General features: G+C 36.9%; 26 protein-coding genes and 1 tRNA gene. 19 read left to right on the top strand and 8 right to left on the bottom strand.

The features are described 5' to 3' along the window. The 4 genes from ispE (at position 1) to A6A10_RS04610 (ending at position 3,436) form a co-directional block, all read left to right on the top strand. Positions 1 to 849, top strand: a complete 849-nt coding sequence (ispE, locus tag A6A10_RS04625; RefSeq protein ID WP_121122276.1) for a 4-(cytidine 5'-diphospho)-2-C-methyl-D-erythritol kinase — start codon at positions 1 to 3, stop codon at positions 847 to 849. 21 nt (positions 850 to 870) lie between these two features. Further along, a complete protein-coding gene (locus tag A6A10_RS04620) occupies positions 871 to 1,821 on the top strand; it encodes a ribose-phosphate pyrophosphokinase (protein WP_121121500.1) in 951 nt (316 codons plus the stop codon). 89 nt (positions 1,822 to 1,910) lie between these two features. After that, complete coding sequence (pyrD, locus tag A6A10_RS04615; RefSeq protein ID WP_121121502.1) at positions 1,911 to 2,915, top strand: quinone-dependent dihydroorotate dehydrogenase; 1,005 nt, start codon at positions 1,911 to 1,913, stop codon at positions 2,913 to 2,915. A 56-nt stretch (positions 2,916 to 2,971) separates the two neighbouring features. Continuing rightward, positions 2,972 to 3,436, top strand: a complete 465-nt coding sequence (locus A6A10_RS04610; RefSeq protein ID WP_121121504.1) for a cytochrome b family protein — start codon at positions 2,972 to 2,974, stop codon at positions 3,434 to 3,436. 45 nt (positions 3,437 to 3,481) lie between these two features. Here the strand turns inward: A6A10_RS04610 and dcd are convergent, their stop codons facing one another. Continuing rightward, positions 3,482 to 4,063, bottom strand: coding sequence for a dCTP deaminase (dcd, locus tag A6A10_RS04605; protein WP_121121506.1), 582 nt, complete (start codon positions 4,061 to 4,063; stop codon positions 3,482 to 3,484). An 8-nt stretch (positions 4,064 to 4,071) separates the two neighbouring features. Beyond that, positions 4,072 to 4,728 carry a uridine kinase gene (gene udk, locus A6A10_RS04600; RefSeq protein WP_121121508.1) on the bottom strand — a complete coding sequence of 219 codons (657 nt, stop codon included), beginning with the start codon at positions 4,726 to 4,728 and terminating at the stop codon, positions 4,072 to 4,074. Positions 4,729 to 5,077: 349 nt separating this feature from the next. Here udk and sucA point away from each other — a divergent pair, with 349 nt between their 5' ends. The 4 genes from sucA (at position 5,078) to sucD (ending at position 11,318) form a co-directional block, all read left to right on the top strand. Then, on the top strand, positions 5,078 to 7,885 hold the full coding sequence (sucA, locus tag A6A10_RS04595) for a 2-oxoglutarate dehydrogenase E1 component (protein WP_121121510.1): 2,808 nt from the start codon (positions 5,078 to 5,080) through the stop codon (positions 7,883 to 7,885). Positions 7,886 to 7,951: 66 nt separating this feature from the next. Further along, a complete protein-coding gene (gene odhB / locus A6A10_RS04590) occupies positions 7,952 to 9,172 on the top strand; it encodes a 2-oxoglutarate dehydrogenase complex dihydrolipoyllysine-residue succinyltransferase (RefSeq protein ID WP_121121512.1) in 1,221 nt (406 codons plus the stop codon). 110 nt (positions 9,173 to 9,282) lie between these two features. Continuing rightward, a complete protein-coding gene (gene sucC, locus A6A10_RS04585) occupies positions 9,283 to 10,449 on the top strand; it encodes an ADP-forming succinate--CoA ligase subunit beta (protein ID WP_121121514.1) in 1,167 nt (388 codons plus the stop codon). Continuing rightward, positions 10,449 to 11,318: a succinate--CoA ligase subunit alpha gene (gene sucD / locus A6A10_RS04580; RefSeq protein WP_121121516.1), complete on the top strand. Its 870-nt coding sequence runs from the start codon at positions 10,449 to 10,451 to the stop codon at positions 11,316 to 11,318. Before sucC ends, sucD begins: the two co-directional genes overlap by 1 nt. Before the next feature lie 100 nt (positions 11,319 to 11,418). On the opposite strand, the gene dapA is transcribed toward sucD, so the two are convergent. From dapA to alr, 6 genes are all read right to left on the bottom strand, one after another. Next, positions 11,419 to 12,306, bottom strand: coding sequence for a 4-hydroxy-tetrahydrodipicolinate synthase (gene dapA / locus A6A10_RS04575; RefSeq protein ID WP_121121518.1), 888 nt, complete (start codon positions 12,304 to 12,306; stop codon positions 11,419 to 11,421). Between the two features lie 100 nt (positions 12,307 to 12,406). Continuing rightward, entirely contained in the window at positions 12,407 to 12,928 is a 522-nt protein-coding gene (locus A6A10_RS04570; protein WP_121121520.1) for a GNAT family N-acetyltransferase, read from the bottom strand. Between the two features lie 13 nt (positions 12,929 to 12,941). Further along, entirely contained in the window at positions 12,942 to 13,760 is an 819-nt protein-coding gene (locus tag A6A10_RS04565; RefSeq protein WP_121121522.1) for a pyridoxal phosphatase, read from the bottom strand. A gap of 90 nt (positions 13,761 to 13,850) precedes the next feature. After that, positions 13,851 to 14,699, bottom strand: a complete 849-nt coding sequence (locus tag A6A10_RS04560) for an OmpA family protein (RefSeq protein WP_121121525.1) — start codon at positions 14,697 to 14,699, stop codon at positions 13,851 to 13,853. 108 nt (positions 14,700 to 14,807) lie between these two features. After that, the gene (gene recJ, locus A6A10_RS04555) at positions 14,808 to 16,529 is read right to left on the bottom strand and encodes a single-stranded-DNA-specific exonuclease RecJ (protein WP_121121527.1); all 1,722 of its coding nucleotides are present in this window, start codon (positions 16,527 to 16,529) and stop codon (positions 14,808 to 14,810) included. Between the two features lie 269 nt (positions 16,530 to 16,798). After that, complete coding sequence (alr, locus tag A6A10_RS04550) at positions 16,799 to 17,923, bottom strand: alanine racemase (protein ID WP_121121529.1); 1,125 nt, start codon at positions 17,921 to 17,923, stop codon at positions 16,799 to 16,801. A gap of 123 nt (positions 17,924 to 18,046) precedes the next feature. On the opposite strand from alr, the gene A6A10_RS04545 reads away from it, so the two are divergent. From A6A10_RS04545 to A6A10_RS04495, 11 genes are all read left to right on the top strand, one after another. Continuing rightward, positions 18,047 to 18,958 (top strand): SPFH domain-containing protein, encoded by a 912-nt coding sequence (locus A6A10_RS04545; RefSeq protein WP_121121531.1) that lies wholly within the window; start codon positions 18,047 to 18,049, stop codon positions 18,956 to 18,958. A 39-nt stretch (positions 18,959 to 18,997) separates the two neighbouring features. Next, positions 18,998 to 19,444: an NfeD family protein gene (locus A6A10_RS04540; protein ID WP_121121533.1), complete on the top strand. Its 447-nt coding sequence runs from the start codon at positions 18,998 to 19,000 to the stop codon at positions 19,442 to 19,444. Between the two features lie 83 nt (positions 19,445 to 19,527). Beyond that, positions 19,528 to 19,604: transfer RNA gene (locus A6A10_RS04535), tRNA-Val, on the top strand. Positions 19,605 to 19,869: 265 nt separating this feature from the next. Next, positions 19,870 to 21,105 carry a tyrosine-type recombinase/integrase gene (locus tag A6A10_RS04530; protein WP_121121535.1) on the top strand — a complete coding sequence of 412 codons (1,236 nt, stop codon included), beginning with the start codon at positions 19,870 to 19,872 and terminating at the stop codon, positions 21,103 to 21,105. A gap of 392 nt (positions 21,106 to 21,497) precedes the next feature. After that, complete coding sequence (gpU, locus tag A6A10_RS04525; RefSeq protein WP_121121537.1) at positions 21,498 to 21,893, top strand: phage tail terminator protein; 396 nt, start codon at positions 21,498 to 21,500, stop codon at positions 21,891 to 21,893. A gap of 12 nt (positions 21,894 to 21,905) precedes the next feature. Continuing rightward, a complete protein-coding gene (locus tag A6A10_RS04520) occupies positions 21,906 to 23,093 on the top strand; it encodes a phage major capsid protein (protein WP_121121538.1) in 1,188 nt (395 codons plus the stop codon). Positions 23,094 to 23,147: 54 nt separating this feature from the next. Beyond that, the gene (locus A6A10_RS04515) at positions 23,148 to 23,711 is read left to right on the top strand and encodes an HK97 family phage prohead protease (RefSeq protein WP_121121540.1); all 564 of its coding nucleotides are present in this window, start codon (positions 23,148 to 23,150) and stop codon (positions 23,709 to 23,711) included. Next, entirely contained in the window at positions 23,712 to 24,926 is a 1,215-nt protein-coding gene (locus tag A6A10_RS04510; protein ID WP_121121542.1) for a phage portal protein, read from the top strand. Beyond that, the gene (locus tag A6A10_RS04505) at positions 24,910 to 25,260 is read left to right on the top strand and encodes a phage head closure protein (protein ID WP_121121544.1); all 351 of its coding nucleotides are present in this window, start codon (positions 24,910 to 24,912) and stop codon (positions 25,258 to 25,260) included. The genes A6A10_RS04510 and A6A10_RS04505 overlap by 17 nt, the downstream gene beginning before the upstream one ends. 12 nt (positions 25,261 to 25,272) lie before the next feature. Next, positions 25,273 to 25,578 carry a head-tail connector protein gene (locus tag A6A10_RS04500; RefSeq protein WP_121121546.1) on the top strand — a complete coding sequence of 102 codons (306 nt, stop codon included), beginning with the start codon at positions 25,273 to 25,275 and terminating at the stop codon, positions 25,576 to 25,578. 7 nt (positions 25,579 to 25,585) lie between these two features. Beyond that, positions 25,586 to 25,942 carry an HNH endonuclease signature motif containing protein gene (locus A6A10_RS04495; protein ID WP_121121548.1) on the top strand — a complete coding sequence of 119 codons (357 nt, stop codon included), beginning with the start codon at positions 25,586 to 25,588 and terminating at the stop codon, positions 25,940 to 25,942. The last annotated feature ends 71 nt before the right edge of the window (positions 25,943 to 26,013 follow it).

The raw sequence follows: 26,013 nt of genomic DNA, 5'->3' as shown, positions 1-26,013 counted from the left end.
ATGAGCAATATTCTTACATTTCCTAGCCCAGCAAAACTTAATTTATTTTTATATATTACAGGCAAGCGGTCAGATGGCTATCATGAATTGCAAACGCTATTTCAATTTTTAGATTTTGGGGATGATATCCATTTTGAAATTACTCAAGAATCTCAAATTGAACTGCTTGATCAACTAGACTCTGTACCGGCTGAACAAAATCTGATTTATAAAGCAGCAAAATTATTACAGCAACATACTGCTTGTACATTAGGTGCAAAAATTGGCATCACAAAAAGGCTCCCTATGGGAGGTGGTGTAGGCGGAGGATCATCCAATGCTGCAACAACCCTCGTTGTGCTTAACCAATTATGGAATACCCAACTCTCCTTAGAAACTCTCGCTGAGATCGGCTTAAAATTGGGTGCAGACGTACCTATTTTCGTGAGAGGCCATGCTGCATTTGCAGAAGGTGTAGGAGAAAAATTAACATTTTGCAATCCACCAGAAAAATGGTTTGTAGTGCTAAAACCTAATGTATCTATTTCAACAGCCCTTATTTTTAGCCAACCTACTTTACCTCGTAATACACCAAAAAGAGAATTAAGTGAACTTTTATCCATAAATTGGGAAAACGATTGCGAAAAAGTTGTTCGAGATCAGTATTCAGAGGTTGAAGAACTCCTTGCTTGGTTGGTACAATACGCACCGTTTCGTTTAACGGGTACTGGCGCTTGTGTCTTTGCCGAGTTTGAAAGTGAAGAAGACGCTTGCCAAGTTTTTGCTAAAAAGCCAGATAATATACAAGGCTTTGTAGCAAAAGGACAAAATGTGTCACCCTTACACCAAAAACTAAACTTATTTCCCTAATTTAACCCAGAGGTTTCCCCAATGCCTGATATTAAACTCTTCGCAGGAAATGCTACACCAGAATTAGCAAAACGAATTGCTGAACGTCTTTATACTAACCTTAGCGATGCAACAGTTGGTCGTTTTAGCGATGGTGAGATTCAAGTACAAATTAATGAAAATGTGCGTGGCGGAGATATTTTTATTGTGCAATCAACTTGTGCGCCCACCAATGATAATCTGATGGAGTTAATTGTAATGGTCGATGCGTTAAGACGTGCATCTGCAGGTCGTATTACCGCAGTTATTCCTTACTTTGGCTATGCTCGACAAGATCGCCGTGTTCGTTCCGCTCGTGTTCCTATCACGGCTAAAGTTGTTGCAGATTTTCTTTCTAGTGTCGGTGTTGACCGTGTGTTGACTTGCGATCTGCATGCAGAACAAATTCAAGGTTTCTTTGATGTACCAGTGGATAATGTATTCGGTTCGCCGATTTTACTTGATGATATTTTAAAGAAATCTGACTTAGTCAATCCAATCGTTGTTTCTCCAGATATCGGTGGTGTGGTTCGTGCTCGTGCGGTAGCAAAACTACTCAACGACACTGATATGGCAATTATTGATAAACGTCGCCCTAGAGCGAATGTTTCTCAAGTTATGCACATCATTGGTGATGTTGCAGAACGTGATTGTATCCTTGTGGATGATATGATCGATACGGGAGGTACATTAGTAAAAGCGGCAGAAGCATTAAAAGAAAGAGGGGCTCGTCGTGTATTTGCTTACGCAACACACGCAGTGTTCTCCGGCACTGCTGCAAAAAATCTTGCGAATACTGCACTAGATGAAGTGGTTGTTACCGATTCTATTCCACTTTCAGCTGAAATTAGAGCATCAAATAAAGTTCGAGTATTAACTGTTTCAGGCATGTTGGCAGAAGCTATTCGCCGAATTAGTAATGAAGAATCTATCTCAGCAATGTTTAATCATTAATAGAAAAAAGCCCATTGTTGGGCTTTTTTATTGGCTTTAATTTATGTCATTCTCTTATACAAGCAGATAGATTTAGGAGTTTTTTGCAAATGCATTATTCCCTCATTCGAAAAGCACTATTTTCTCTCGATCCAGAGCAAGCTCATCAATTTTCAATTCAAGCATTGAAATGTCTAGGAAAATTCCCTTCTCTATGTAGCATCCCAGAAAATAAAGTAAAGGTAATGGGGTTAACCTTTCCCAACCCTATTGGTTTAGCTGCTGGAGCAGATAAAAATGGAGAAGCCATTGATGGATTTGCCAAACTTGGCTTTGGATTCATCGAGGTTGGCACAGTAACCCCTGTCGCTCAAGATGGTAATCCTCGCCCTCGTCAATTTCGCCTATTAGAAGCGGAAGGCATTATTAATCGTAATGGATTCAATAACCTTGGTGTCGATGTTTTAATTGAGAATGTCAAAAAAGCTAAATATCGTGGAATCTTAGGCATTAATATTGGAAAAAACGCAATAACACCTATAGAAAAAAGTATTGATGATTACCAAATCTGCCTTCGTAAAGTTTATCAACATGCAAGTTATATTACCGTTAATATATCCTCGCCTAATACAAAGAACCTCCGTTCATTGCAGTATGGTGAAGCATTAGATTCGTTATTACAAACTCTCAAATCAGAGCAAGCAGAATTAGCCAAAAGACAAGGTATTTATAAACCTTTAGTTTTAAAAGTTGCACCCGATCTTACTCAATCAGAAATAGAATCTGTTGCTGAAAGTTTGCTTAACTATAAGATAGACGGACTTATTGCGGGAAATACCACGCTCTCTCGTGATACAGTTGCGGGGTTAAAATATGCCAATGAATCAGGCGGATTAAGTGGAAAACCATTGCATAAATTGAGTACAAATTTAATTCATCAATTCCAAAAAGCATTACAAGGTAGCATTCCAATTATTGGTAGCGGTGGAATTCATTCTGTATCATCAGGGCAAGAAAAGATCGATGCAGGTGCAAGTCTATTACAGCTCTACTCTGCAATGGTTTATCAAGGACCTAAGCTGATTAAAGAATTGGCTACTCATATCCAGCCTTAGATAAATGCCATTGGTCTATAATCTAGCAAGTAAAGGAAATTTAAAAGGATGAAGAAATGATTGAATCAATATTAGAAACAATAAATATCATTACTTATTTTGCAATGATTATCTCTTTCGCTCTTATAATTTATTTCGCATACCATAGCGAGCAAGAACCGTATTTATACCACTCTTTAATTGGGCTTTTGATTTATCATCTTTTGTTGTTTGTATTATCTAACCAGTTAGCAATTCTCAGCTTATCGAGTATTGGTTTAATTATTATTTGGAAACTTATCAAAGCGTACGGTAATAAAATCACAAAAGAATACAACCTTGAGAACTTAGATAACTTACTCAGTAATATAACTCAAGAGGATTTAGATAAATGGGAACAGGAACAACAAGAAAAATATAAAATACGGAAAGCGGAAATCGAAGAAATTAGAAGAAAACATAACGAACACGCAGAAGAAATGCTAAGTACACTTACTCAAGAAGATTTTGAGAAGTGGCAAGAGGAACAGCGTAAGCGTTAATCTACGCCCATGCTGATCCTTGACAGTATTACCATATAAAATTAATTAGTCTTGATCGATTCGACTCGATATGGCACTTTGCTGATTTTTATATTTAGCATCTTTACGCATATTATAAGGTCTTTCTGCATTACCACTTAAAATCTCAAAGCTTAAGGCACCAATTGCCATATTAGGTCTTAATGCAAGTGGTAATTTTCCAGCATTGAAAAACTCTAACACGATTTTTCCTTCCCAACCGGGATCGATTCTATGTGCGGTAATATGCACCATTAATCCCAAACGAGCTAACGATGATCGACCATCCAGCCACCCGATAATATTTGCGGGCAATTTAACTGTTTCTAAAGTGGTCGCCAGTGCAAGTTCGCCTGGATGCAAGAAAAAAGCCTCTCCTTTATTGATGATAATTTCATCACTCATTACGCTCTCTAATTGAGCACTCATCTCTTCACGAGTCCCACTTAAATCAATATATGGCGTGGCATGCTCTCGGAAAACACGGAAAGAATTACCCAAACGAACATCTATCGTGGCCCCATTAATTTTATCGTTACTTGGACGAGGTGTTAGACTAATTAATCCCTCATCCAAGTAACGCTCAATATCCGTATCACAAAGACGCATATTTTCCTCTACTTGTGATGTTTAAGTAATTGTTTGATCTGTGCCTTTAATATGTTAATCGCGATACGATTTTTTCCACCTTTAGGCACAATAATATCAGCATATTGCTTAGACGGCTGCACAAACTGTAAGAACATAGGACGAACAGTTTTACTGTATTGTGAAACTACAGATTCTAATGTTCTTCCACGTTCTTGCATGTCTCGATTTAATCGGCGAATGAAGCAAATATCAAGTGGCGCATCCACGAAAATTGATACATCAATTTCATTTCTAATATGCTCATCCGTAAGTAATAATATTCCTTCCAAAATAATTACTTTTTTAGGGGAGAAATGAATTACACTTTGTTTTCTATTATGTTCTGTATAATCATATTCAGGAATATCAACAGGCTGTCCTTTTTTCAATGCTTGAAGGTGAGTTACAAGTAAAGCATGATCCATTGAGTTGGGATGATCGTAATTTGTTTTCACCCTTTCTTCCATAGCTAAATGGCTTTGATCTCGATAATAAGAATCTTCTGAAATAATCCCAATATCATCCTTGCCAAGTTCTTCCTTTAATTCTTGATAAATAGTCGAAGCAATCAGACTTTTGCCCGAAGCTGATGCTCCAGCAATAGCAATAACAATGCAAGTTTCGCACTCACTTGAATTTGACATAAAAACTTCCTTAAGCAGATGAAATGAATTTCCTTGATTATACAATAAAATATTAGTAAAACCGATTCAAAATTCAGCGTAAATACATTCATTTATCAGCCCTTAAGTATCAATAACTCAAAAGTAAACGTTTTACATAATAATTTCGATAAAAATGTTATAAAAATGTAAAAAATAAGACTTGTGTCACAGTTTTATTCGATAAGAATAGGCATAATATGCACATCATATGTGAAATTAGGAAATCCATAAGGTTTATCCTGATGATTTATACTTTTATTGCTATTAAGCATATATAATGGCAATGGAATTATTTGTAAATAAACTACTTAATAAGGTTAGGTCCTATATGCAACATAAAACTTTTGACGAATTACTTTCTTCCACTGCATTAGGGGGAGCTAATCAATCTTATGTTGAAGAAATCTACGAACAATATCTAGAAGATCCAGAAAGTGTTGATAGAAGTTGGCAGGAGATCTTTTCTCAACTACCGAATAACAACATTCAAGAACAACCTCATTCTATTGTAAGAGATTACTTTCGTCGATTAGCTAAAGAAAGTCACTCTCAATCCGTTACTGTAATTGATCCAGAAGCTAGTGCAAAATTAGTTAAGATTTTGCAGTTTATTAATGCTTATCGTTTTCGTGGTCACCTTGAAGCAGACTTGGATCCTTTGGATTATTACCGTTGGAAAACCTCTCAAGTACCGGAGTTAGATTACCACTATCACGGCTTTACCGATGCAGACTTAGATGAAACTTTTAATATTGGTCGCTATGTATACAATAAAGAAACCATAAAATTAAGAGAATTAGCCGATGCACTTAAGGAAACTTATTGTGGAAGCATTGGACTTGAATTTATGCATGTCCAAGATATGGAGCAAAAAAATTGGCTTCAAGCTAAAATGGAAAGTGTGCTAGATAAACCTCTTTTTTCACGTGAAGAAAAAATTACTTTATTAAAAGAACTGACAGCAGCCGATGGTCTTGAACGCTATTTAGGTGCTAAATTCCCTGGTGCTAAACGATTTTCTCTTGAAGGAAGTGATGCTTTCATTCCAATGATGAAAGAAATTGTACGTCACGCAGGTAAGCAAGGTATTACTGATGTAGTAATGGGTATGGCACACCGTGGACGTTTAAATCTTTTAGTGAATCTGCTAGGTAAAAAACCAATAGAATTATTTGATGAATTTGCGGGTAAACATGCCAATGTAAATCGTACTGGGGACGTGAAATATCACCAAGGATTTTCTTCTGATTTTGCAGTAGATGATAAACGTGTACATTTAGCCTTATCATTTAACCCTTCACATTTAGAAATCGTTAACCCTGTTGTTATTGGTTCTGTCCGTGCTCGACAAACAAGAAGTCTTGATACAGCACGTGATCGTGTATTAGCCGTGACTGTCCATGGGGATTCAGCTGTTGCGGGGCAAGGTGTAGTGCAAGAAACCTTAAATATGGCGAATGCCCGTGGTTATACCGTTGGGGGAACCATCCGAATTGTTATCAATAACCAAATTGGTTTCACAACTTCTAACCCTAATGATACCCGATCAACAGAATACTGTACGGATATCGCTAAAATGATTCAAGCACCAATTATTCATGTAAATGGCGATGACCCAGAAGCTGTGGCATTTGCTTCTCGCATGGCTGTTGAATATCGCAACCTATTTAAACGTGATATTTTCATTGATCTTATTTCTTACCGTCGTCATGGACATAATGAAGCAGATGAACCATTAGCAACACAACCAATGATGTATGGCATCATCAAAAAGCATCCTACACCACGTAGAGTCTATGCTGAACGTTTAATTGCCGAAGGCGTTATTACGGCAGATGAAGAAACTGAAATGGTCAATCTTTATCGTGATGCACTTGATAATGGGGATCGTGTTGTACCTGAATGGCGAGAAATGGATACTGCTAAAATGGATTGGTTAAAATACCTTGATTCAGATTGGACAGAACCTTACGAAAGCAAATTCCCACAAGACAGATTCCTAACATTAGCTAAACGTGTCTGTGAATATCCCGAAACAGTGGTTCCACACTCTAGAGTGAAGAAAATTTATAGCGATAGACGTGAGATGACCGAAGGCAATAAATTGCTTGATTGGGGGATGGCAGAAACAATGGCTTACGCTACTCTACTTGACGATGGCGTTCATGTAAGAATTTCTGGCGAAGATGCTGGACGTGGAACCTTCTTTCATCGCCACGCAGTCGTACATAATCAAACTGATGGTACAGGCTATGTTCCTCTAACTCACTTACACGCAAATCAAGGCCGTTTTGAAGTATGGGATTCTGTATTATCCGAAGAAGCTGTTCTCGCTTTTGAATATGGCTATGCAACCACAGATCCAAAAACACTCACTATTTGGGAAGCCCAATTTGGTGACTTTGCTAATGGCGCACAAATTGTTATCGACCAATTCATCAGTTCAGGTGAACAAAAATGGGGAAGAATGTGTGGGCTAGTTATGCTACTCCCTCATGGCTATGAAGGACAAGGTCCAGAACACTCTTCTGCACGTTTAGAACGTTATCTACAACTTTGTGCAGAACAGAATATGCAAGTCTGCGTGCCATCTACGCCAGCACAGGTTTATCACATGTTACGTCGCCAAGCTATCCGTAAAGTTCGTCGACCACTCATCGCGATTTCACCTAAATCATTATTACGTCATCCTCTTGCGGTTTCATCATTAGATGAATTAATTAATGGACATTTCCAAAATGTGATTGGAGAAGTGGATGATTTAGATCCGAAAGAGGTAAAACGTGTCGTAATGTGTTCAGGAAAAGTCTATTACGATTTATTAGAACAACGTCGAGCCAATGAACAAAAAGATGTAGCGATCATTCGTATTGAACAGCTTTATCCTTATCCTCATGATGAAATCAAAGGTATTTTAGCTCAATATCAACATGTAACTGATTTTGTATGGTGCCAAGAAGAACCTCAAAACCAAGGTGCATGGTATTGTAGTAAGCATAATTTTGAGGCATCAATTCCTGAAAATGCTAAACTCAAATATGCGGGAAGAGAAGCTTCTGCTTCACCTGCTGTAGGTTATATGTCACTACATACCAAACAACAAAAACAACTAGTTGCAGACGCACTAACTCTATAATTACAAGCGGTCAGATTATTACTATTTTTTGTAAAATCTGACAGCAATTTAAGAAGGAAACAAAAAATGACTATTGAAATTCTTGTCCCAGATCTTCCAGAATCTGTTGCCGATGCAACTGTTGCAACTTGGCATAAAAAAGTGGGTGACCCTATTAAACGCGATGATGTTATCGTTGAAATTGAAACAGATAAGGTTGTGTTAGAAGTACCTGCCATGAGTGATGGGGTACTGACAGAAATTCAACAAGATACTGGAGCAACGGTAACTAGCAAACAAGTGCTAGGTATTCTATCAATTGCTCAAGCTGGGGATTTTAGTAAAGAAACATTAACGCCTGCTAATCAAGCAACACCAGCAGATCGCCAAACTGCATCACTAGAGCCAGATAATAGTGCTTCAGATGTTGTTAGCCCAAGTGTGCGTCGCCTACTTGCAGAACATGATATTTCAGTAAATGATGTTCAAGGCACAGGCGTAGGTGGTCGTGTTACTCGCGAGGATGTAGAGCAAGCAATTGCAAAACGAACTAATCAACAGGTTGCAGACAAAGTAGAAAATACAATTAGCACGGTTGCTTATTCTGCTCGTAGTGAAAAACGAGTACCGATGACTCGATTACGCAAACGTGTTGCAGAACGTTTATTAGAAGCGAAAAATACGACAGCAATGTTAACCACATTCAATGAAGTTGATATGAAACCAATCATGACATTGCGTAAACAATATGGTGAAAAATTTGAAAAACAACATGATGTACGTCTTGGATTCATGTCTTTCTACATTAAAGCCGTAGTCGAAGCATTAAAACGTTATCCGGAAGTTAATGCCTCTATTGATGGCGAAGATATCGTTTACCACAACTACTTTGATATTAGTATCGCTGTTTCTACACCTAGAGGACTTGTTACGCCAGTCTTAAGAGATTGTGACAAATTAAGTATGGCTGATATTGAAAAACAAATTAAAGTATTAGCTGAAAAAGGTCGTGATGGTAAATTAACAGTAGAAGATCTTACTGGTGGTAACTTTACTATCACTAATGGTGGTGTATTTGGTTCACTCATGTCAACGCCAATTATTAACCCTCCTCAAAGTGCAATTTTAGGTATGCATGCGATTAAAGATCGTCCTGTTGCGATTGATGGTCAAGTTGTTATTCGTCCGATGATGTATCTCGCACTCAGCTATGATCACCGCTTAATTGATGGTCGTGAATCAGTTGGCTTCCTTGTAACAATTAAAGATTTACTTGAAGACCCAACACGTTTATTACTTGAAATTTAATTATAAAAGGGCTACTAGTTTACAAGCTTGTAGCCCCTTATTTAAACACTTTGTGCTCTACATGAGTATCTATCCTTTATAACACACCTTTTACAAGGGGAACCTTATTTATGAATTTACACGAATATCAAGCTAAGCAAATTTTTGCTGAATATAACTTACCAGTGGGAAAAGGTTATGCGTGTAAAAATGCTGATGAAGCAACGGAAGCTATCCACAAGTTAGGTGGAAATGTTTGGGTTGCTAAATGCCAAGTACATGCGGGAGGACGAGGAAAAGCTGGTGGCGTAAAACTCGTTCATAGTGAAGCTGAAGTACGCGCTTTTGCAGATCAATGGTTAGGCAAACGCCTTGTTACTTTCCAAACAGATGCCCAAGGACAGCCTGTTAATCAAATTTATATAGAGGAAGGCTCAAGTATTGCTAAAGAACTCTATTTAGGTGCTGTAATTGATCGTACATCTCAACGTGTTGTATTTATGGTATCAACTGAAGGTGGTGTGAATATTGAAGAAGTTGCAGAAAAAACACCAGAATTATTGCATAAAGTTGCTGTTGATCCATTAACAGGTGGAATGCCTTACCAAGCGAGAGAGCTTGCATTCAAACTTGGATTAAAAGGTAATCAAATCAAACAATTTGCTCATATCTTTACTCAAATGTCGAAAATGTTTGTTGATAAAGATTTAGCGCTTTTAGAAGTAAACCCGCTTGTTATCACTAAAGAAGATAATTTACTTTGCTTAGATGCAAAAATCGTCATTGATAATAATGCACTCTATCGTCACCCTGAATTAGTGGCTATGCAAGATCCTAGTCAAGAGGATCCTCGTGAGGCTTTAGCTGAATCGCATCAATTAAATTACGTAGCATTAGAAGGTAATATCGGCTGTATGGTAAATGGTGCAGGTCTTGCTATGGGTACAATGGACATAGTGAAACTCCATGGTGGAATGCCAGCTAACTTCTTAGACGTTGGAGGTGGTGCAACGAAAGAACGTGTTGCAGAAGCATTTAAAATTATCTTATCGGATAAAACAGTAAAATCTGTACTAGTAAATATCTTTGGTGGAATCGTTCGTTGTGATTTAATTGCAGATGGTGTTATTGCTGCAGTCAATGAAGTTGGTGTAAGTATTCCTGTTGTTGTAAGACTTGAAGGTAATAATGCAGAATTAGGTAGAGAAATTCTAGCGAATAGCGGATTAAATATCATTGCAGCAAAAACACTAACTGATGCAGCTATCCAAGCTGTAAAAGCAGCGGAGGAAAAATAATGTCTATTTTAATTAATAAAGATACGAAAGTAATATGCCAAGGTTTTACTGGTGGACAAGGTACCTTCCACTCTGAACAAGCTCTTGATTATGGCACACAATTAGTGGGCGGTGTTTCTCCAGGAAAAGGTGGAACAATACATTTAGGGCTACCGGTATTCAATACAGTTAGAGATGCTGTAGAATCTACTGGTGCAACAGCGAGTGTAATTTATGTTCCTGCTCCAGGCTGTAAAGATGCAATTTTAGAAGCTATTGATGCTGGTATTCAATTGATCATCTGTATTACAGAAGGAATTCCAACTCTCGATATGCTACAAGTTAAAGAAAGATTAAATTCGACCGGCGTTCGCATGATTGGACCTAACTGTCCTGGTGTTATTACTCCTGATGAATGTAAAATTGGCATCATGCCAGGTCATATTCATAGAAAAGGAAAAATTGGTATTGTATCTCGTTCTGGTACACTTACCTATGAAGCAGTAAAACAAACAACAGATGAAGGATTTGGTCAATCAACTTGTGTTGGGATTGGTGGCGATCCAATTCCTGGTTCAAGTTTCATTGATATTCTTAAATTATTCCAAGAAGATCCAAAAACAGAAGCAATTGTAATGATTGGCGAAATTGGTGGAAGTGCAGAAGAAGAAGCTGCAGCATTTATCAAAGCAAATGTCACTAAACCGGTTGTTAGCTATATCGCTGGAGTGACTGCTCCTAAAGGTAAACGTATGGGACATGCAGGAGCAATTATTAGTGGAGGTAAAGGTACTGCTGATGAGAAATTTGCAGCCCTTGAATCTGCGGGCGTAAAAACTGTAAGAAGTTTAGCTGATATTGGTTCAGCTTTAAGAGAACTTCTTTCATAAAAATTCCTTTTAATACAAAAATCGCTAGTAAGATTCAATTTTACTAGCGATTTTCTTTTATTGAGTAGAGTATTTTATACTTTGATTTATAACTATCAATTTAAATTAATTTTGCTTGCTTGAGTGCATCCATTATTCTTGAATGATAAGCTTCTGATAAAGTGGTCAGTGGTAAACGTAAATTCGGTTGTCCTATTAATCCTAACTTATAAGCAGCCCATTTAACTGGAATTGGATTGGCTTCGACAAATAGATCTCTATGCAAAGAAATTAAACGTTGATTAATTTCTTCTGCTTCAGCAAAATTGCCATCTAATGCTAGTTCACACATTTTCGCCATATCTTCTGCAGCTAGATTATTTGTAACAGATATGACACCTTGGCCACCTAATTTCATAGATTCTAGACCAGTAGCATCATCCCCACTTAAAATAATAAAATCCTCACCTGCTAGTCTTTTGATATCAGGAATACGACTTAAATCACCCGTTGCTTCTTTTATACCAATAATATTCGGTATCTTCGATAAACGCCCCACTGTCTCTGGTTTTAAATCACAACCTGTTCGACTTGGCACATTATATAGAATCTGTGGTAGTGAAGTACTTTCAGCAATTGCTTTGAAATGTTGATATAGCCCCTCTTGAGTTGGTTTATTATAATAAGGAACAACGGTTAAACACCCTACCACCCCACTATCAGCAACTAACTTAGTTATCACAATAGCTTCACTTGTTGAATTAGAACCAGTCCCTGCAATAATAGGAATTCTACCATCTGCATACTCAACTGTCTTTTTTATAACTTTAATATGTTCGTCTGTACTTAATGTAGTCGATTCTCCAGTTGTTCCAACAGACACAATTGCATGAGTACCTGACTTAATATGAAACTCTACCAAATTTTTTAATTCACTAAAATTTATTTCACCATCTGTCATGGGAGTAATAAGAGCCACCATACTCCCTGAAAATAAAGGTCTTGTCATTGCCTACTCCTGTATAATAAGAACACTAATAGCTTGCAAAATTAATTTAAAATATGCAAGACTTTTTTTATTATAATCACTAATATTTTTTTAATTAGAGTCATATTTTAATTCCGTCTTCATAAGCCATCATCACTAAAGTTCTCCAACGTTCATGACCTTTATCATCTTTACCCATATTCGCAATATTAGGAAGTCTTCCCCAAGATATAAATCCATGTTTATCCATCATTTTCAAACTTATTGTATTTAGCTCAAAAACATACGCTACTAAAATATTGATATTCTTACTTAACATTTGGGACTTCATATATTCGATAATCTGAGATCCATAACCTCTTCCATGAACAGGTGGATCAAGATATATACTAATTTCTGAAGCATGTGCAAAAGCTGGTCTATCATAAAATGGGGAGAAACTAAACCATCCCACAACCTCATTTTTCTCTTCTACAACCCATAGAGGATATTTTTCACTATTAAGATGAAACTCAAACCATGCCTTGCGACTTTCAGTTGTGGCTAGAAGCAAATCACCAGTAATTTGATATGTGAGAATAGCTTTATTATAGATTGCTAAAATACTTTCAAAATCTTGTCGTTGTGCTAAACGAATTCTCATATCAATGCCCAGCTTATAACTCAATTAGTTGGGATAATGCTAAAGAAATACTATCTTCATTATTGGAGCCTATTACGTTCTTAGCTTGTTTTTGAATTTCTGACTCAGAATTTCCCATAGCAATTCCCATGCCTACATACTTCAACATGCTTACATCATTAAAATTATCACCAAATGCAATTACATTTTCTGGATTAATATTTTCTAATTTTAATAATTCAGCTAGACATTTTCCTTTACTATTACCACTTGCTGTAATATCAACACGATCAACCCATGACCACTCTGGACTAAATTGATCAAGCGGTAAGTTATCTATATAGTTTTGCATTTTTGAAGCATTTGGATCACTTATCAATATTTTCCAAATTATTGTTTTTCCATCTAAATAATCATCAAAATGTTTAACTTGGTGAATATCTGGTTTTGCATCCATTGGGCAAGTTTCAACCCATTTTAGCAATTTTTCAAAATGTGGATTAAGTACCTCAAATGTCATAGCATCTCGAGTGTACATTGCAATATGAAATCCCTGTTCCCTAGAGGAATTGACTAGTAAAGTTGCTTGTTCCTTAGTAAGAGGATTTGAAGCAAGTATCTCATCATGATAAAAATCATAAAGATAAGTTCCATTACAACAAACAACAGGAGTATCCAGTTCCAATTCTTTGTAATAAGGGCGCACCGCTGTATGATGTCTACCAGTAACAATAAAAACTTTAATACCTTTTTCTATAGCTTTTTTAATTGCTATCTTACTTGACTCTAAAATAGTGGATTGGCTAGTAAGTAAAGTACCGTCAAGATCAAATGCAATTGCTTCATAAGTCATAATATTCTCCATATAATTTATTCTAGAATAATAAAAAAGGGTGATATAAATATCACCCTTATTCTACTATTCTAATTTAGAATCAGTAAATTATTGATTACCATCATATGCAGGTGTTTGATAAAGTGGTGCTGGACCATTAGGACCTGCAACATTACCACCTTCACTTTGTGTAAGAACACCACCATTAGCAGTTACTTCTACACGACGGTTTGGACGTAAACAATCACGAAGAGCTTGACCATTTTCACCCTCACATGCTTTAACTTGGTTTGCTTCACCATACCCAATAGCATTAATCTGTGCTGTTACGCCCTGCTGTATCAATCTAGCTTTAACTGTATTTGCTCTACGTTGAGATAGATTTAAGTTATAAGCATCTGAACCCAATGGATCTGTATAACCAGCCACTTTAACTTGTTGTGCTCTTGATGCTTTGAGTTGTTCAGCAACGCTATCCACAACTTCTCTACCTTTCGCTGTCAATACATCTTTATCAAAATCGAACAAGAAATCACCACTTAAATTGTATGATGCATTACCATTACATCCATTTGGATACCAAAAAAAGCTTTGAGCATTCATATTAGTATCAAATAATACTTTAAATTGGCAAACCTTATGTACACCATTTTCGCGGTAATTAAATACATAATCCCACTCACGAACGCCATATAAGCCTTCCGAGAAATGTGGACGACCAATCAAATAATAAAGTTGATCTTTGTTCATTCCCTTTTCAATTTGGCGAACATTTTCCCAATTAGGCCAAGAACCGAATTGAGATCCATCATGATTGAATTTTGATTCCGAAATCTTAGGGAATACTGGACTATCTGTAGTACCTTCATTAGATACATTACTCAAATTACCACAAGCAGCTAAAGCTAAAGCTAAGCTTGTTAATAATAAACCTCGGGAAACAGTTGTCTTTTTCATTATAAAGGATCCTTGTAAATATTTTGTTAATTGTAAATGACTTTTGAGTCAAAAAACCCATAAGAGCTTTTACCATTCTACAATACTTAATTAGTTTATTCTAGCCTTTTATACATATTTTGTACAATATAATTCCTCAACCAAAAGTTGTAAACTTTCTTCCCCCCTAAACTCATTGATAGTAAGTTTATAAACTATATTTGCTTTCTTCAATGACATATCCGGATAATTGCTACGATCAATATTAAACCAAATTGCATCTAAACATTTACCATACTTTGTTTCCAATATTAATTTTAAATGATTTTGCCCAACTATCCGTTGTTGAAGAATTTTAAATTCACCTTCAAACATAGGTTCAGGAAAATATTGTCCCCATGGACCTGATTTTTGTAATAATTCAGCTGTATCCAAGGTTAATTCATCCTCCCTCAACTCGCCATCTGTATAGATTACACCTTGTAATTGTTCTATCTCAATAAAATCCTGAACTACCTGATTAAAATAATGTTGAAATTGAAGTAGATTTTCTTCTTTGATTGTCAAACCTGCAGCCATTGCATGTCCACCAAATTTCACAATCAAATTTGGGTAGTTTGAATTCACTCTTTCCAATACATCACGAATATGCACACCTGATATAGAGCGAGCCGAACCTCTTAACAAGAGATCTCCATCTTTTGCAAACACAATTGCAGGTCTATGAAATTGGTCCTTTAATCTTGAGGCTAGAATACCAATAACTCCTTGGTGCCAATCTTCTTGATATACAACAATACATTGAGCTTGAGAAGAATCTTTCAAATGAGGTAACTTTGCACAAATAGCTAATGCCTCAGTCTTCATATCCTGTTCAAATTCTTTTCTAGTTTGGTTTAAACTATCCAATTCCAAAGCTAATTGTCGTGCTGTATTAATATCATCACAAATCAATAATTCTACGCCTAACGACATATTTTCTAATCGCCCAGCAGCATTGAGCCTAGGAGCGATAGAAAACCCTAAATCGCTCGCTTGTAATTTACCCAAATTACGTTTAGATATTTCAACTAAGGCCTTAATCCCTACTCGACAAACACCAGCTCGAATTCTATTTAATCCTTGAAAAACTAAAATTCTGTTATTATGATCAAGGGGTACAACATCTGCCACTGTACCCAATGCAACTAAATCAAGTAATTCAGTAATATTAGGTTCAAAATCTTTAAATACTCCATTTTTTCTAAATTTTATACGTAATGCGACCATAACATAGAAAGCAACACCTACTCCTGCAAGTGCTTTAGATGGAAAAGTACAATCATCAAGATTCGGATTTACAATGGCATCCGCATTTGGAAGATAATCCGCAGGTAAATGGTGATCGGTCACAATTACACAGACATTGTTAGATTTAAGCAATTCAATACCTTCAACTGAAGAAACACCATTATCTACAGTAAGTACGACGTCGGAACCTTTTTCAAGAAGTAATTCTGCAATATCAAGACTCAAACCATAACCTTGAGAAATTCGATCAGGAATAAGATAATCAACTTTTTTGAAACCAAATTGCCGTAATGCTAATAATACTAATGCCGTACTCGTCGCTCCATCTGTATCAAAATCCCCAACAATAGTAATATGCTTATTATCTAAGTAACTTTGATAAAGTAGTTCTACTGCTATATCAATATTAGAAAGAGATTGAGGATTTAGCATTCCTTTTAAAGACAAATTAAGCTCATCCGGAGAAGATATCTCCCTTGCTTGATAAATTCGATTGAGCAGAGGATTATCTGATAACATTTTTGTGGTTTTCAAGGTACGACGTCTAATAAGCTTATTCATAAAATTCCATTGTTACACATATTTTAAGTACATTGATTAATTTAACTCTAAATTAAGCAATTATCCTGAATAATTCAAAACGATATTTTATCCCAATATATCTTAGATATTCATTCAATCCTATTGTTTATATTTTTCATACCAATCAGCGTAATTTTACAAAATCACTATAATATGACCTTAGTAAACTATAATATAAATATTGCCACTATTTATACTGAAGCCTCGCTTTTGTATTTTTAGAGAAATATATTGCTGTTATTGTTCGCTTAATCCATGTATTCAATTAGCACTCTTGGAGTTAATTGTGTGATGAGTTCATAATTGATAACGCCAATAGAGGTTGCAACTTCTTCAATCAGTAAATCTTTACCCCACAAGATCACCTCATCGCCCACTTTATCTTGACTATCCGAGCCAAGATCAACCGTCATCATATCCATTGACACTCGCCCTACAATCGGCACTTTACGTCCATTGATAAATACGGGCGTACCTTCTGGGGCATTACGAGGATAGCCATCGCCATAACCAATCGCCACCACACCAATTTTAGTATCTTGCACGCTGACCCAAGCTCCGCCATAACCGACTGGCTCACCTGCTTTATGATCTCGAACCGCAATGAGTGAGGAAGATAATGTCATCACAGGTTGAAAACCTAGATCGATGATTGGTGTATTATGTGGCGAAATGCCATACATAATAATGCCCGGTCTAACCCAATCATAATGGGCTTGTTTCCAATATAAAATACCATTAGAGGCAGAAATGCTACGTTGTGCAGGATAGTCACGGCTTGCATTTTCAAAGACTTGAATTTGTTTTTCTGTATAGCCGCAATCCAATTCATCAGCTCGGCTAAAATGGCTAATAAAAGTGATACTTTCTACAAGAGGGCAATTTTTTAAACGTCGATAAAATTCTTCCACTTGATCAGGATGGATACCTAATCGGTGCATACCTGTATCAATTTTTAGCCAGACATTAATGGGGAAATAAATCTTTGTTTTGCGTTGCCAAAATCCTTTTTCTTGCTCGGCTTGCCACTTATCTGCCACTGACTCAAGTAAGGTTAATTGTTCAAGATTATGGATCACCGTATCAAATCGGCGAGAGAGTGTTTTGAGTAATTCTTCTTTATTGAAAAATCCTTCTAATAAGACGATTTTTCCTTCATAGCCACTCTCTTGAATCATTAATGCTTCTTTAATGCGAGCGACCCCGAAAGCATCAACATGATCTTCCAGCTCCCTAACTACCCGACGAATACCCAATCCATAAGCATTAGCTTTTACGACTGCACAAATTTGGCTATTTGGTGCAAGGGATTTAATAATATCAATATTATGGCGTAATGCTTTTCCATCAATAATTGCTGTTGCAGGCTTCATAAATCGTTTTTATTCATTAATTCAATGTGAAAATTATACGCTTAAAAGGATTGAAACTACTAGAATTTCATAAAAAAAGATATATCATTACCATTGCATTTATTAATCTAAAAGGGGGTTGAAATGTTTGAATTTCCAATTGTTTCCATCGTATTTGTTGTTTTAGTTATTGTCGTTTTAATCTCTACCATCAAAACCGTTCCTCAAGGTTATCACTGGACAATCGAACGATTTGGTCGTTATACCAAAACACTTACACCTGGTTTAAATATAGTTGTTCCATTTATTGATAGAGTCGGTCGTAAAATTAATATGATGGAGCAAGTACTTGATATTCCATCTCAAGAAGTCATTTCTAAAGATAATGCAAGTGTTGCGATTGATGCCGTCTGCTTTGTACAAGTGGTTAATGCTCGTAGTGCAGCTTATGAAGTCAATCACCTAGAACAAGCAATTATTAACTTAACCATGACGAATATGCGTACAGTGTTAGGTTCAATGGATTTAGACGATATGCTTTCTCAACGCGATCTCATCAATGGTCGTCTATTATCAATTGTCGATGAAGCGACTAATTTATGGGGTGTAAAAGTTACCCGTATTGAGATCCGTGATGTTCGCCCACCAAAAGAATTAGTAGAAGCGATGAACGCTCAAATGAAGGCTGAACGTAATAAACGTGCAGATATTCTAGAAGCGGAAGGAATTCGGCAAGCAGAAATCCTTCGTGCAGAAGGGGATAAGCAAGCTCGTATTCTAAAAGCCGAAGGGGAAAGACAAGAGGCCTTTCTACAAGCAGAAGCGCGTGAACGTGCCGCTGAAGCCGAAGCTAAAGCGACACAATTGGTTTCTGACGCAATTGCCTCTGGCGATACTAAAGCAATTAACTACTTTATTGCTCAAAAATATACTGAAGCAATTCAACAAATTGGCTCTGCTGAAAATAGTAAAGTTGTCTTAATGCCTCTTGAAGCAGGAAACTTAATTGGTTCTGTTGCGGGTATTGCTGAACTACTTAAAGCTGATAAAAAATAAACATACAATCCCTACTATCAATAACCTAAGGAGAAGATAATGGACTGGTTAAGTAACTGGACAATTTGGTTAATTGTTGGCTTTGTCTTACTCATTTTAGAAATTGCCATACCGGGTGTATTTCTTATGTGGTGGGGATTTGCAGGTATTATCGTGGCAGGTGTTGTTAAATTATCCCCTACGTTACCACTAGGTTGGCAACTTGCACTTTTCGCCATATTATCCATTATATTTAGTTTTCTTTGGTGGAAATTCCAACATAGCAAAGACAGTAAAGAAGATGGTGCAACCAATCTTAATGCAAGAGACCATGCTATGATCGGACAGCAAGGTGTCATCTCGGAAATCTTAGAAAATGGGGTAATTCGTGGCAAGTTTGGCGATACGACTTGGAAAGTAATAGGTAAAAATCTGCAAGTCGGCGATATAGTCGAAGTGAATAAAGTAGAAGGCATTACACTCTTCGTTACCACTATATCAGTATAACCTGCACTAAAAACAATCAACTAAAAAGCGGAGTCTTGCATAACTCCGCTTTTTAATTTAGAATTCGCCTCGTTTTCAAATATGCGACCGTAGCTCAGTTGGTTAGAGCACCACCTTGACATGGTGGGGGTCAGTGGTTCGAGTCCACCCGGTCGCACCATCTTTCATCTCATACCCTCTCGTAACTTCTCGTTTAACCCTTGTAAATACTAGCTTTAAGCCACTTTTTTATAATTTTACTATACGCAGTATCTCGTAGTTTTCCGTCTTTAATCGCTGATTTTAGTAACACAAATAGTAACACAATGTATAATACGCAAAATTTTGTGTTACAAAAAATGTGAGAAAGCTTGTCTATCAAGGCTTAACTCAATTTTATTTTGTGTTACTAAAACTAATAAATATAACTTTTGTGTTCCAATACTATGCCTAAACAAACTAAACCGCTAACTAATACCGAAGTTGATAAAGCCAAGCCCAAAGAAAAAGATTACTCTCTTGTTGATGGGCAAGGATTATTTTTAAGAGTAAAAACTAATGGCTCTAAATATTGGCTATTTAACTACATAAAACCAATTACGAAAAAAAGAACTAATATGGGCATTGGTATTTATCCAGATGTAACGCTTGCTCAAGCTAGAGCCAAAAGGCAAGAATATCGTTCTTTACTAGCTCAAGGTATCGATCCACAAATTCATCAAAAAGAGAAAGAAATTGAACATTTACAGAATCAATCCAATACACTTTATAAAATAGCTGAAAATTGGAAAAAAGTTCGAAGTGCGGGAATTGAGGCTCTTACAATGGAAAAGAACTGGGCAAGACTAGAAAAACATTTATTTAGCCGTATTGGTGATTATCCCGTAACTAGCATTACTCCAGTCATTCTAATTGAGGCATTAAAGCCTTTAGCCGAGGAAGGTAAAAGCGATACATTGCATCGTATTATAAGACTCACTAATCAAATTCTAAACTATGCTGTAAACATTGGAGTAATGCAATTTAATTATTGCGAAAAGGTCAATCAAGCATTCAGTAAGAAACCAAAACAAAAAAATCCTGCTATACACCCCAAAGAATTACCCGAATTTCTTACTACACTAAATAATTCAAACAGGGATATGATCACAAAGATTTTAATTCAATGGGAATTATTAACTATGGTTAGACCTGCTGAAGCTGTTAGCATTGAATGGTCAGAAATAGACTGGAAGCAAAGCCTATGGAACATACCTGCAGAGAAAATGAAGAAAACCAAAAAGGGTGCAAATCCGCATACTGTTCCCCTTTCCACCCAAGCTATCGCAATATTGCAAAAAATGAAGGTTATATCTGGTAATAAAAAATTTGTATTTCCTCATTACAGCAAACCTAATCAATCTATGAGTAAAGAAACAGCTAATAGTGCGATTAGAAAAATGGGCTATGCAGGCAAACAAACAGCACACGGATTGCGAGCCATAGCAAGAACCTATTTAGCAGAACAAGGGGTAAGCTATGAAGTTGCAGAGGCTTGCCTTGCTCATGCGGTAGGTAGCGAAGTCAGTTTAGCCTACATGCGTTCTACTTACCTGGAACAACGAAAGCCTGTGATGCAGATGTGGGGCGATTATGTAGAACAATGCTCTATTCACTCTACCCTTGCCACACCTACCAAATAACCATAAAGCCTAGCATTATTTGCTAGGTTTTTTTATGCCTTTTACTCAACCACTCAAAAAAAAACTAAATTTTTTAAAAAAAAGTCACTTATCCACTTATTACTATATATTTTATTTATAACTTATTGAAAAATAAAAAGAATAATTAAGTGAATTTGTAAGTGAATTTCAAGTGAAAAAGTGAACTTGTAAGTGAGATTATCTAAAGCAGATTTAGAACATTTTGCCCTGAAAATACCACTACAACCCAATTAAAAAATAAAGTTTTGTAAATTTTGCTTTCGTATCTTTTCGTAGTCTTTCGCTTAAAAAATATGCCATTTACTTCTGATAATTAGGCTATATATTGTTCTATGGGCTTTCTATACCACCAACTTTTAAAGGATAACTAAATGATTTCAAATGAAAATATTAGAAAAGAAGTAATTTCCTTATTAAGGGAAAATATCAATGGATCATTCCGATTTTATAGCGGTCGTCCAATCTTTAGAGATGTAAATGCAGAACTTCCTACGATAGCTGTTTATATTGATGAAGCAGAATATTCAGAAAGTACAATCTGCTTAAATGAATGTGATGCATCTTTATGTATTGGTATTTATCTCCCGATGACATCGAGTGAAGAAAATTTAGATCTCGTTGCTGAAAATATTGCAGCTATTTTCCGAAAAGTCAACCTATCATCTGTGGACGACTGTCAAATTCGCAGATACGCATATGAATATGATCCAGAAGAAAATAAATGGATTAATTCAACTCTTTATTTTGATATAAATTATCTCAACTAAGGAATACCAATAATGCTTAAGAAATTAATTGAATTACGTCAAAAAAAGGCACAAACAGTTTCAGATATGCGAGCTTTAATTGAGAACGCAGATAAAGAAAATCGCTCATTAAATGAAGATGAAGCAGGCAAATTTGATGCACTAAAAAAGATTGCTGATGATTTACAGACTGAAATCGGTCGCTTGGAATCTGTTACAGATGAAGAGCGTAGTAATCCGCAATTACAACGCACAGAAAAGGCGACAAACAGACCAGGTAATGAAGACCTTCGCCATTGGATTAAAACGGGTGAATTACGCTCTTTAGCAACGAATACAGATAGCGGTAAAGATGGTGGCTATTCTGTTATTCCAATGTTAGATAAAGAGGTTATGACACGTTTAACAGATGATTCTGTAATGCGTCAAATCTGTAATGTTGTTCGCTTACCTGTTGGGGCTAAAGAGTATAAGAAACTCGTTTCTGCAGGTGGTGCAGTAATAAATCATATTGGCGAAGGTGAAGCACGAACAGAAACCAACACCCCGAAAATGAATGAAGTAACGATTGAACTTCATAACATTTATGCTTACCCGAAAACAACACAAGAAATCTTAGATTTTGGTGGGGTTGATATTTTAGGATGGCTAACGGATGAAATTTCAGAAACATTCACCGAAACAGAAGAAACCGACCTAACCAATGGTAACGGCACAAAACAAGCAAAAGGTTTCTTGAATTACCCAAGAGCTGCAACCAACGATAAAACTCGTCCATTTGGCACATTGCAAAAAATGGAAATCCAACCATCAAAACTTACTGCAGATGTATTAATTGACTTGTATTTCACCTTACATAGCAAATACCGCAAAAATGCCGTGTGGGTTATGAACTCACAAACAGCAAGCACATTGCAAAAACTTAAAAATGGCAATGGTGATTATATCTGGCGAGATGGTTTACAAGCAGGCTCACCTGCTACCTTATTGGGTTTACCTGTTTACTACTTGGAAACAATGCCAGAGGCAAGCGGCACGAATCCATTCCTTGCAGTAGGTGATTTCAAACGAGGCTACACCATTGCAGATCATGAAACAGGCATCAGAACAAAACCTGATGCAATTACTGAGCCTGGATTCTACAAAGTCCATACCGACAAATATCTAGGCGGTGGTGTGGTTGATTTCAATGCTATCAAGGTATTAGAAGCCAAAGGATAAATCCTCTTAGGGGTATTCTGAATAGATGCCCCTTTTTTGTCTTAAGGAGAAGAAATGAAAGATTTAGAAATCCGTTCCTCTATACTCACGGCTGATAATGAAAATAAAAAGCTTGTTGGTTATGTCGTCCAATGGAACAAAGACAGCGAAGTCCTTTGGGGCGAATTTGTAGAGCGTTTTTCACCAAATGCCTTTAGTGATTCATTAAGAGCAGGAAAGGATATCCGTGCCTTATTTGAACACGATCACACTAAATTACTTGGCAGAACATCAAGCGGTACATTAAAGCTTGAGGAAGATGATATAGGCTTACGCTTTGAGCTATACCCACCTGATACACAAACAGGACGAGATTTACTAATTAGCGTTGAACGTGGCGATATTAGAGGGATGTCCTTCGGTTTTCTCACACAGCAAAACGAGTGGGATTTTTCAGTCGAACCGAACCTAAGAACCGTACAAAAAGCCGAACTAATCGAAATCACTGTTACCAGTGTTCCTGCTTATCCTGATTCAAGCTTAGAAGTCTTAAAGCGTTCTAAGGTGATGGCAAAAAAAGGTGATCACCCTTGGCAAGATGCAAATCGAAAAAGAAAGTTAGAAGTGTTGGGGTTATAAATGTTTGGATTATTCAGAAAGAAAGCACCTGAAAACCGCAGCCTAACGATTGATGATATGTTTTCAGTAATGGGTGCAACCAATACAGGATCAGGCGAATTTGTCAGCCCTCTTAATGCGGAAACCTTACCCGCAGTCTTAAATGCAGTCAATGTCATTGCTCAAGCCGTAGCAAGTATGCCGTGCTATCTGTTTGAACTCAATTCAGACGGAAGAAAAAGAATAGAAAACCACAGCGTAGAATACCTGCTCAATGAAATGCCGAACCGCAATCAAACACCATACCAATTTAAAGAGGTGATGATGAGGCACGTTCTTTTAAGTGGTAACGCTTACGCAGTCATTGGGTGGGATGATAAAGGACAGCCCGAATCACTCACACCTTACCCACCTTATGCGGTTAATGTTCAAAGAACACCAAAAGGCACTTATATTTACCAGATTACCGATATTGACGGCAAAGTAAAAAACTACCTGCAGGATGAAGTGCTGCACTTACGACACGCATCACATGATGGCTTTATGGGAAGAAGCCCTATTACTGTTTGCCGTGAAGCTATCGGCTTGGGTATTGCTCAACAGAAACACGGATCGGCAGTAATGAAAAATGGCATGATGGCAGGTGGTGTGGTAACTACTGCCGAATGGTTTGATCAAGCCAAAGGCAAAAAAGCAATGGATGCCCTCAAACGCTATCAAGGTGCAAAGAATGCAGGTAAAACCCCAATCCTTGAAGGTGGGATGGAATACAAGCAGTTAGGTATGAGCAACCAAGATGCCGAATGGTTAGCAAGTCGTAGATTTACGATTGAGGATATCGCACGCATTTTCAATATTAGCCCAATCTTTTTACAGGATTACAGCCATTCAACCTATTCAAATTTTAGTGAAGCAAGTCGGGCATTTTTAGGGCAAACATTACGCCCACATTTAGTCAATTTTGAACAACAGCTAAAAGATGCCTTAATGATTGATCTATCAAGCAATCGTAAAAAACGTTATGTGATTGAGTTTGATACAAGCGACCTATTAAGAACCAATCAACAAGAAAGATTCAGCAGTTACGAAATCGCAATCAAAAGCGGAATATTAAGCCCAAATGAAGCACGCAAACGTGAAGGCTTACCACCTTATGAGGGCGGTGATGAATATAGCCAAGCTTGGAAACAAACCGTAGAAGTTAAGAAAGGGGCTAATGATGTCAAGGATGGTTAGAGCAGGAAAATTTGACAAGGTAATCACTCTACAAAAACGCAATATAGCAAAAGAGCCGATTATCAAAACAAACGATAGCATTTATGCGTGGGAAGATTTTGCCACTATACGAGCATCTATTGAGCCATTACAGGGACGTGAATACTTTAGCGGTCCTTTTCAGCTAGGCGAAAACATTATCCGAATTAGGATCAGATATATAGCAGGATTAAATCGAAAGATGAGAGTGAAATACGGCGACAGGATTTTACAAATCTATTCTGTGATCGATTCCCAAGAAAAACATAAAGAAATTCAGTTAATGTGTAAAGAAGGTGAAGCCCACGAATATTAAGGAATAGAAAACATGGCAAGAATTGATATAGAAGAAATAAAAAATCATTTACGCATTGATCATGATTTAGATGATGAACTCTTAGAGGTGTTAGCAGATTCAGCCCTTGAGGTTGCTCAAAATCATATAGGCAAACGTTTTGCAGATACAACCACAGAGGAAACTGTTCAATTTACTCAAGGAATAAAAGTAGGTTGCTTAATGTTTATTGGCCATCTATATGCAAATAGAGAGATAGTAAGTGATGTTCAACTCTATGAAGTGCCAATGGCAATTAGTGCTTTATGGAATCCATACCGAGAGTTAAGTATATTCTAAGGACGTTATGCCATATCAACCATTAAGACGTTGCACCTTCCCTGGTTGTCGTAATCGTGTGAAGTCTGGCAGATGTGAAGAACACAAGCCAAAGGATAATAGAGAAAGTGCAAGCAAAAGAGGATATGACCACAGATGGTCAAAGTACAGAGCCGAATACTTAAAGCATCATCCATTATGTGTCATGTGTTTAGATAAAGGAATATATACACCTGCAACAGTCATTGACCATATTAAGCCAGTAGAGAACGGACAGCGTGATCCGCTTTTCTGGGTGCAATCTAATCATCAAGCATTATGCCGTAACTGCCACAGCTACAAGACACGAGAAATAGATAAACGAGGATATGGCTCGAAAAAGTAACAAAAACCAATTTTGGTCTTTGCTTAAATATCAATGAGTTGTACCAATCCAATTTTGGATTGGCTGGAATA

Source organism: Otariodibacter oris (assembly GCF_009684715.1).
GTDB lineage: Bacteria > Pseudomonadota > Gammaproteobacteria > Enterobacterales > Pasteurellaceae > Otariodibacter > Otariodibacter oris.
Note: the sequence above shows the minus strand (reverse complement) of the source record. Positions and strands in the feature narration are given on the sequence as shown.